Origin of the sequence: Chryseobacterium sp. RU37D (assembly GCF_900156075.1) — a bacterium.
Classification (GTDB): Bacteria; Bacteroidota; Bacteroidia; order Flavobacteriales; family Weeksellaceae; genus Chryseobacterium.
In genome coordinates this window covers 1-8,584 of the sequence record NZ_FTMM01000047.1, presented here as the reverse complement: position 1 = coordinate 8,584, position 8,584 = coordinate 1, and the positions used below count along the sequence as shown (strand labels likewise).

Genomic DNA, 8,584 nt, shown 5'->3' with positions numbered 1-8,584 from the left:
TTCCAAAATTCTTTCGTAATTTGCACCTAAGTTGTTCATTGTAAATGTTTTGTGGTAAAAACAATTTACTGATTTTCAATCAAATGAACAACTTTTTCCTTTTTATTCATAATGCACAACGGGTATATTTTTTCTAAAAAGTTTTTACGCCACCTTATCCCTGTTATGTAATTATCGGCTATCATCTTTTATTACAATAGTTTTTAAAATTCCTTCAATCGTACTAATCTGTTCAGGGTTGAGGTTTTGTATAAGCTTCTGATTTAAAACTGTTCCACCAATCTGAATGTAATTATTTTGGTTCTGGATCAGGGTATTGTTATGTACCGGATTACTATTATTTGCTGATGAGGGATTTTTCAAAACTCCGATACCTTCCAAATACAGCTTGGCTGCTTTCATATCTCCATTGACCGCATACCGTAATATCGTAGCCATAACCTGAGACTGCATAAAAGTAAACTGCTCCTGAAATTCAGTATAATAAGGGCTGCTTTTATAGTCTTTCAAATGTTTATGAACAGTTTGTCTGCTGAGCTGTGTCTTATTCGCCAGTTCTGTTTTTGAAGGCATACGCTCATATGTATTGATAAAAGCGTGAATTTCTGAAATAATTAAATTATGGTTGTATTCCCAAATCTGATTTTTAGATTCAGAGGACATTACCTCGACTATTTTTTCTATGAACTCGTCCATGTCTTCTCCTTTGAGTTCATTCATTTTTTTTGTCAAGACTTCGAAGAGCTTCAAATATTCTGATTTTGTTAATATTTCCAAATCATCGTTGGTGATCTTCTTTAAAGAAAGAATGGAATTAATTTTATTTTCAGATTCTGTAAACTTCTGTAAACTTTTGCTGTTTTCTATAATGGATTTTCTATCTCCTTTCATAATGATTTATTTAACTGCATTTAATAATTGTTTTAATTCCTGTAATCGCTTCAGGTAGGGTAAATATGTTTGGTTTCCGTTGTTTGCTTTTATGACAGCAAAGTGGCTTTCTACAAATAGGGAACAATCTGTTATTGTGCTGCAACTGTTCAGCTTTACGGGAAGGGTAGGTAGCTTAATACCTGCAAAGTAGTTTTCAAGTTCTACAATATCACTGCTCCAGTTTTTGGGATTTTCCTTTATAAGGCGCTTAATTTGTCCGGTTTTGCCCGCTTCAACTTTTGGCAATGGTGCAACGTGTAAAAGCAAACTCTTCTGTTGATGGGTAACTTTAGTAACTCCAGTAACTTTTTCAGGTTCGGGCTTTGGTGGTTGTTCCTGAATATTCCGTTTTCTGAATAGTCGCCAATCCCGGTTGATTAAATAGTCAGCAAGGTCTTTTCCTTTGCTTTTATCCGGTTCAGGTGCTAACTGCTCCAGTAAGTCCGATAATATAAACCGTGTACCGGATAAACGGCTTTCATATTCTTTGGCTTTGGATTCCCATTCTCTGAAGGTGCTGCCGTCTTTTGAGAGGTCGGGAAATACATACACAAAACGCCCCTTTAATACTTTCAGCTTGTCAAAAGAGAAACTGCTTTTATTGTAAACGGCCAACCAAATAAGGCTTTCAGGTGTTTCAGGGAAACCAAAATACAACGTACCGTAAATGGCTGTCTTTGGGGCTTCAACTAATGCAACGGGGTTACTTTGAAATTTACTTAAAAGATGTTCACCAAACAAACAGGAAATTACTTTATCCTGCTTTGTGTAGGCTTCCAACCATTCAGGTAGCGGCTTATTATTCCGGGCGTAGTGCTTTTCAATGACGGAATGTAAAAAGTCTGTGCCTGTGGTGTGGTTCTGCTCATTGAACTGTTTTACCTGAATGGCTCTTACATTTTGGTTGATGTCAATAAAAGGAAAAGTATTTGCCCCTGCCCGGTAACCACTTGCAACCGTACCCAATCGGTACAACTGAATAACCTTTGTAACCTCATCAACTTCAAAGGGGAATCGTACTCTGTAAAATAGGTTCTGTATAAACGTGTTCTTTTCATATCGTTCGGGCTGTAATGTTTGTCTGAATGTTTCAAAGTCAAAAAATACGGGTTCAGGTCTGGGCTGTGGTGTTACTTTTTTTCGCTGTGGCTTCCAGTTGCTTTGTAACTCCAAGCAGTTATCCCTTTGCTGTTCTTGTATTGCTTTTGCGTAGCCGTCTGAATAAGGGTCTACAAAATAATGTCCGTCCCCCTTGTCGCAACGTCCGTACTGTTCGGGTAAATATTCGCCTGTGGTGGTATCAACAAAACGAACAAACCGTTTTTTACTACATCCCGGGCAATGGTGTTTTTTACTGCCTTTTTCTAAAATGAATCGGTATTCGTTCGTACTGTTCGTACCCCTCGTACTATTCGTACCATTCGTACAGGGTACGAGGGGTACGAATGGTACGAGGTTGTTTTGTAAGTTATTCATTTTCAGAGTCTTTTTTAATCCATTTACGTACCGCACCCTCCGAAACTCCAAACTGTTTGGCAATTTGTACGTTTGATAGTCCTTGTTTTTTCAATTCCAACGCTTCCGAAATTTTGCTTTCGTGGTCTTTTTCGGTTAACTGTTTCAGGTGCTCCCGTTCTGCTCCAAAATCAATAAATTCAAATGCAAGGAAATTGTACGCCTTATCAATCTGACAAACTATTACGTTTTCAGTATCGTAAATCATTGCTGTATTTCGGGCTTTAATCTGCTTTATGTACCGTAAACTTTTATCCGTGTTACTTTGCCCAATAGCGAAACAACTGTCAATAAAGTTGTAAAGCATTTTACTGCCGCCTAAATCATTTTGTGTAATGGGTCGGCTTAAATCACGTTTGGGTGTGTGTGCAAGAGCTAATATTGAAAGTCCGTATTTACTTTTCAAGTCTTTTAAATACCTCATCAATGGTAAGGCGTGCTTTGCCTGTTCTGTTTCGTTTTTGAGGTATGTAATATTGTCAATGATTAAAATTTTAGCCCCTGTTTCAATTATACTTTGTTCCAATGACTGATTAAGGTAATTTTCAAAGGTACTTTTTGTGGGGATTTCGGCATCGGGGTTTATTTCAATTCTTTTGAAATTGTCATCAAAGCTGTAATGCTGTTCAAATACTTTTTTAGCTTCGTTCTTTATTGAATACCTCACCTCAAATTGTTTGGCTGAAAGTTCAAAATCAAAGTATAAAACAGGCTGTTTCTTTGCTTCCAGTTTAAAGCCCGGTATCTGTTGCCCCTTACTTAGGCTGTCTGCAATCTGTACGGACAAAATGGACTTTCCTAAATTGCTGTCTGAAAACAGAATACTTATTTCACCTTCGTGCCAAAATTCACCAAATAGCATTTCTGGTATAGGGCTTGTTTTCGCAAGCTCCAGCCATTCGTTGGCGGTCTTTACTTTGAATAACCCTTTGTTCTGTTCTGCTTCTTTTCGTTTCTGCTCCAGTTCCTCAATATGGTTAATCCAAACTTCGGGCTGTTCCAAAGGATCGTTGAGGTCATCAAATACAGGATTTAATTTCATAATATCTGTATTGAATTGGTTTACTTCAATCTGTTTTGATTAATCAGCTCGTCAATCTCATTTCTTTTGAAATAAACCCTATTTCCCAGTCCGTAGGCAATGAGTTTACCTTCCTTGCGCCAACGATGTAAGCTGCTGAGGTCAATGTGAAGCATTTCGCAGACTTCCTGACGGGTAAGGTATTCTGTCGGTTCTTTGGGCTGGAACTCTTTGGAGAGCTCAGCTTTAAGTTCGGGAATGATTTCTTTTTTAATCTCTTGGATCAGATCGGAAGGCGTAGTTCCAATAAATTGAATTGCACTCATATAAAATTGCTTTTATTAACGAGTACAAAATTGAAACATTGCAACATGCAAGTGTTATCCGGTGTTATATCCGGATTATCCAAAAAAAATACACAAATCGCTTAATATCTGTACATTACATTTGAAAACTAATTAAATGAGAAAATAAACTACTTAACTCTGTTGAAAGGTGGTATTGTAAACTGATTCTGTTTTTCAGATGAAAGAGAATTCTGCTCAAATAAAGCTTTTCGCAAATAATCTACCTCAGGCTGTTTTTCGGTATCTAAAAACTCAAAATGATCCAATATGAGCCTGGCAGTAGCTGCGACATTAACATTACCCTGTTTTTTTTCAGGAGCAATATAACCTTTGCGTATCAGTTCTGAGAAAATATATCCAAAGAGCTGAGTACTTCCGTGGATTCGTATTTTATTATTTTTAGGCTCTGGAAGGGGTGCGGGAATTGCGGGAATTATATGCTCTTCCTTTTTATCTTTCGGCTTTAGACTCTTTTTATAAATTTTATCTTTTAAGAACTTAAAAATCTTGGGTATTGAATATTCAAAATTTTTGTATGTAATCTCATTAAAGGAAATGATATAACGAATGCCTTCAGAAGAAACAATTTCTTTGACTTCAAAAAAGTCTTTAATGTTATAATATTGATAATATTCTATCAAATAGGGATCAGGGGTTTCTTTTTTAAAAATATCAGCAGCAATATACGGATCTTCAAACATTTCTACATTGTCAACATAATGGGAGTAATCATCAATATCTTCTATCAATATTTTCTTTCGGTCAATATAATCCTCTATTCTTTTTTGAAGTATTTCTGCAAATTCATGAAAATTGATCGAAAAACGTTCATAATTTTCTAATACAGATCTTTCTCTAACCTTTGTTTCCTGAAATGTTGTCATAAACACTTTCTTAATTATTTTTTTTCTTATATCTATATAATCATACATATAGACCTTATTTAAACGGTCATCATATTGAACACAAGAATGGTATTTTTCTTTGTATTGCTTTATAAAATCTTCTTCATCCCCTTCTGAATAGGCTTTTTTCCAGTTTTGAAAAATTTTGTTATAATTCTGCTTAAATTCTGAAAAAGTATAATAAATAGGTAGCTCCATAGTATATTTTGACAAAAATACCGCTCATTGCAATAAATTGCAACATACTTTGTAATTATAATCACTATTGTTCGATAAAAATAAAGCGATATTGAAAACGCAAAATTACTTTAATCATCTGCCCTTCATTAATTTGCACTATTGAATTTGTTTAAAAAGTAGTACATTATTTAATCACGAATTTTTGATCTTCAGTTCCGATAGTTCCTTAAAAGTTCTTGCGGTATTCAAGGCGTGGTCTGATGAGGTTTTACCAATATACTGTAAAAAGGTGGTTTCTGTTTTATGTCCTGTTATAGCCATGACCTGTGGCGTGGTGAATCTCTTGTCTCCATAGAAATTGGTAGCAAAACTTCTTCTGCAAATATGGGTACTTACCAGATTATATTTTTCTGTCTCTACTATTTCATTGCGTTTGAGATTTTCATTATAGATCCTGCCTTTTAAGATTTGGTTAATCCCGGAAAGTTCGCAGACTTTCTTAATAAGGCTATTGAAACGGGTTGCATTACTATTTAAATTTGCACCCCTGAATAATGGGGGAAAATGATCCCCGTATTTTATAAGGATTTGCTCAACCTCATCGTGGATCGGTATGCTTACATTTTTACCTGTCTTACGCTGGACAAGGTCTATAAAACGATAACTCTCCCCCTGAGAATCTGTTTTAGTGAAAATTTTTGTTTGATTCATCTCCAATAAATCACTCACACGCTGTCCTGTATAGCAGCCAATCAAAAGCCAGTCACGGGCATGAAGCAGGTCTTCCCCTATTATATTTGCGTTTTTGATCTTTGAAAGTTCCTCAAAGTTTAAAAACACTTTTATAGAGGTCACGCTCTCAATGGTAAACTGATCAACCTGAGGGTGAAGCAGCTTGCCGTTTGCTCTGGCATCCAGCAATACTGTTTTCAGGTTTTTTAAGGTTCTGTTAGCCGTAGATTCCATTAGCTTGTCTTTTACCATAAGCCAATTCTTAAATTCAAGCATTATTCGTTTGTCAACCTCAGCAAATATATAATTCTTTTTCTGAACATTCTGAAATCTTGAAAATTTATCCTCCAGCATGAGGTATTGGTGATCGGTAGTCTTTTTCGTCTTTGCAAGCGCCCGAAGATCGTTAAAGTTTTTCATGTAATTAACCACAATGTCATCGCTGGTTTTTACATCTATTCTCTCAAAAAAAAGACTGATCTTATTTTTAAGCCAATGCGAATCAAACAATATACCACTGGTAAAATCCTGATTATAGGCTTCCAATACAAATTTCTTTAAATCAACAAGCTCTGCACTCAGATTTTTATTGTGGGGATTGTTTTGTTTGGGAAGAGAGGTTTTATCGCTCCAATCCGAATAATCAATCTGCAAGCCTGTAGAATTTCGCATTTTAAGATCTTTCGATATTGATAACTGAATTTGGATTGTACTGCCTTTTGTTTTGCTACGCAGATAGTATTTTACTGTTGCCATATTGAATATTTAAAAACAAAGATATTCAAACTAAACAGTGTGTCAAAATTTGTGTCAATATTTTCGCCTATTTATGAAATGAGATAAAATCTATTGCAATGAAGATTACTTACAAAAACACCATGAATAGATTGTATACAAATATTTCACTGCATTTTCAGAGAGAATAAAGAAAGTAGCACATTGCATATTTGTAGTACCTACGGAATGACAAACTAAATAGATAAATTAATGATGGGCATTCCATCAATAGGAACGGGCTTTAGCCCGTTTTTTCATTCAAAACCGTCAAATTGGCTTTAGCCAAAACTTAAAAAATCAAAGATTCAACTTAATTAATCTGAACTTCTTAAATAAAATCTTAATGGTTTAATTCAATAGATCAAACAGATAATCGTTAATCGCAAAATAAAATATACCGATTGGTATATTTTTGTATATTTGCATTATAATCAGTTGAAAATGTCAAAAGCAGAAAAGACAAAACAATTCATTATCGAGAAAACGGCATCTTTGTTTAACACCAAAGGTTATCTTTCCACGACTTTGTCGGACATTGCACAGGCAACAAATTTGACGAAAGGAAGCATCTACGGAAACTTCGCCAACAAAGATGAATTGGCGATTGAAGTTTACAAATACAACTCAGGAATGCTGAGTAAAAGCATGTCTAGATCCTTTGGCGATGAATTTCCGACAACAATGGATAAGCTTCATGCATTTGTAGATTTTTACAGAAAAAACTGGCGTTCGGTTTTTTCGAACGGTGGCTGTCCGTTAATGAACGCAGCGACAGAATCTGACGATATTTTTCCAACCCTTAAAAATCAGGTTAAAAAATCTTTTGAAGACTGGTCAGGAAAAATTTCAGCGGTTATTATTCAAGGTCAGAAAAATGGAGATTTAAATGAAAAAGCTAATGCAGAGGAATACGCATCCATTTTCATAATGCTTCTCGAAGGCGGAATTTTATTATCCAAAACAACGGGAGATGAGAAATTTTTAAACCTTGCTTTAGACAAAATCATCCACATGATTGACAATGAATTAAACATACTTCCATCATAAACTTCACGCTATGGAAACAAAAAAAGTGGCAATTGTAGGATACAATAGAATTCCGTTTGCCAGAATGAATACAGCTTACACAGACAAAGGAAATCAGGATTTACTCCTCCCCGCTCTGAATGGCTTGATCGAACGTTACAACCTCAAAGGAAAACTTCTTGGTGAAGTTGCCGGAGGTGCGACAATCAAACATATTTCTGAAAGCAACCTCATCCGGGAAACTGTTATGAATACCTCTCTTGATCCCGCAACTCCCGCTTGTGATTTACAACAGGCTTGTGATACAGGAATTGAAGCAGCTGTTTATATCGGAAATAAAATTGCTTTAGGACAAATTGAAAGTGGAATTGCGTGTGGTGTTGAAGCTATGAGTAATATTCCTTTTGAATCTTCACCTAGATTAAGAAAAGCATTACTAAAAGCAAATAAAGAGAAATCTGTCTTTGGAAAAATCAAACAATTATTGAGTCCGAAGTTGAAAGACTGGATGCCGATTCCTTACAAAGGTCAGGAACCGAAAACAGGTTTGGTAATGGGCGGTCACACGGAAATTACAGCAAAATATTACAACATTTCTCGTGAAGATCAGGATGAATTAGCTTTTAAAAGTCATCAAAATATGGCAAAAGCGTATGATGAAGGATTTTTTGAGGATATGATTACTCCGGCTTATGGTTTAGATAAAGACAATAATCTTCGTCGTGATACAAGTTTAGAAAAATTAGCGACTTTAAAACCCGCTTTCGATAAGCAAAGCGGAACATTAACAGCAGGAAACTCAACCCCATTTACAGATGGAGCATCTGCAGTTTTATTAGCAAGTGAAGAATGGGCAAAAGCGAACAATTTATCGATTTTGGCATATATCACTTTCTCTGAAATTGCAGGAATTGAATATGTTGAAAACAAACAAAACTTACTACTTGCTCCCGTTTTTGCAGCCGAAAGAATGTTGAAAAAAGCAGGAATGAATTTGGAAGATTTCGATTATTATGAAATCCATGAAGCTTTTGCAGCACAGGTTTTAGCTACGAAGTTGTTTAAACTTATTTAGACAAAAAAGTTCCAAGAAAATTAGCAATTTTGGATTGCAATTTAAAAAACTAATAATCTGGAACTCATCAGTA

At 35.4% G+C, this 8,584-nt stretch carries 7 protein-coding genes and 1 pseudogene; 2 read left to right on the top strand and 6 right to left on the bottom strand.

The window, feature by feature from the left end; translation table 11 throughout:
* Nucleotides 1–171: 171 nt before the first annotated feature.
* The 6 genes from BW926_RS13800 to BW926_RS13775 form a co-directional block, all read right to left on the bottom strand.
* Nucleotides 172–891 carry a hypothetical protein gene (locus BW926_RS13800; RefSeq protein ID WP_076447912.1) on the bottom strand — a complete coding sequence of 240 codons (720 nt, stop codon included), beginning with the start codon at nucleotides 889–891 and terminating at the stop codon, nucleotides 172–174.
* Nucleotides 892–897: 6 nt separating this feature from the next.
* Nucleotides 898–2,409 (bottom strand): DUF6965 family protein, encoded by a 1,512-nt coding sequence (locus BW926_RS14590; RefSeq protein WP_076447910.1) that lies wholly within the window; start codon nucleotides 2,407–2,409, stop codon nucleotides 898–900.
* Nucleotides 2,402–3,490, bottom strand: a complete 1,089-nt coding sequence (locus tag BW926_RS13790) for an AAA family ATPase (RefSeq protein ID WP_083672340.1) — start codon at nucleotides 3,488–3,490, stop codon at nucleotides 2,402–2,404. Before BW926_RS13790 ends, BW926_RS14590 begins: the two co-directional genes overlap by 8 nt.
* A 20-nt stretch (nucleotides 3,491–3,510) precedes the next feature.
* Nucleotides 3,511–3,795: a helix-turn-helix domain-containing protein gene (locus BW926_RS13785; protein WP_076447909.1), complete on the bottom strand. Its 285-nt coding sequence runs from the start codon at nucleotides 3,793–3,795 to the stop codon at nucleotides 3,511–3,513.
* A 149-nt stretch (nucleotides 3,796–3,944) separates the two neighbouring features.
* Nucleotides 3,945–4,748, bottom strand: a complete 804-nt coding sequence (locus BW926_RS13780; RefSeq protein ID WP_143756558.1) for a hypothetical protein — start codon at nucleotides 4,746–4,748, stop codon at nucleotides 3,945–3,947.
* 345 nt (nucleotides 4,749–5,093) lie between these two features.
* Complete coding sequence (locus BW926_RS13775) at nucleotides 5,094–6,389, bottom strand: phage integrase SAM-like domain-containing protein (protein WP_076447905.1); 1,296 nt, start codon at nucleotides 6,387–6,389, stop codon at nucleotides 5,094–5,096.
* 462 nt (nucleotides 6,390–6,851) lie between these two features.
* Here BW926_RS13775 and BW926_RS13770 point away from each other — a divergent pair, with 462 nt between their 5' ends.
* Both BW926_RS13770 and BW926_RS13765 read left to right on the top strand, forming a co-directional pair.
* Complete coding sequence (locus BW926_RS13770; RefSeq protein WP_076447904.1) at nucleotides 6,852–7,457, top strand: TetR/AcrR family transcriptional regulator; 606 nt, start codon at nucleotides 6,852–6,854, stop codon at nucleotides 7,455–7,457.
* Between the two features lie 10 nt (nucleotides 7,458–7,467).
* Nucleotides 7,468–8,490 (top strand): annotated as a pseudogene (locus BW926_RS13765) (acetyl-CoA C-acyltransferase); the annotation flags it as partial.
* Between the last annotated feature and the right edge of the window lie 94 nt (nucleotides 8,491–8,584).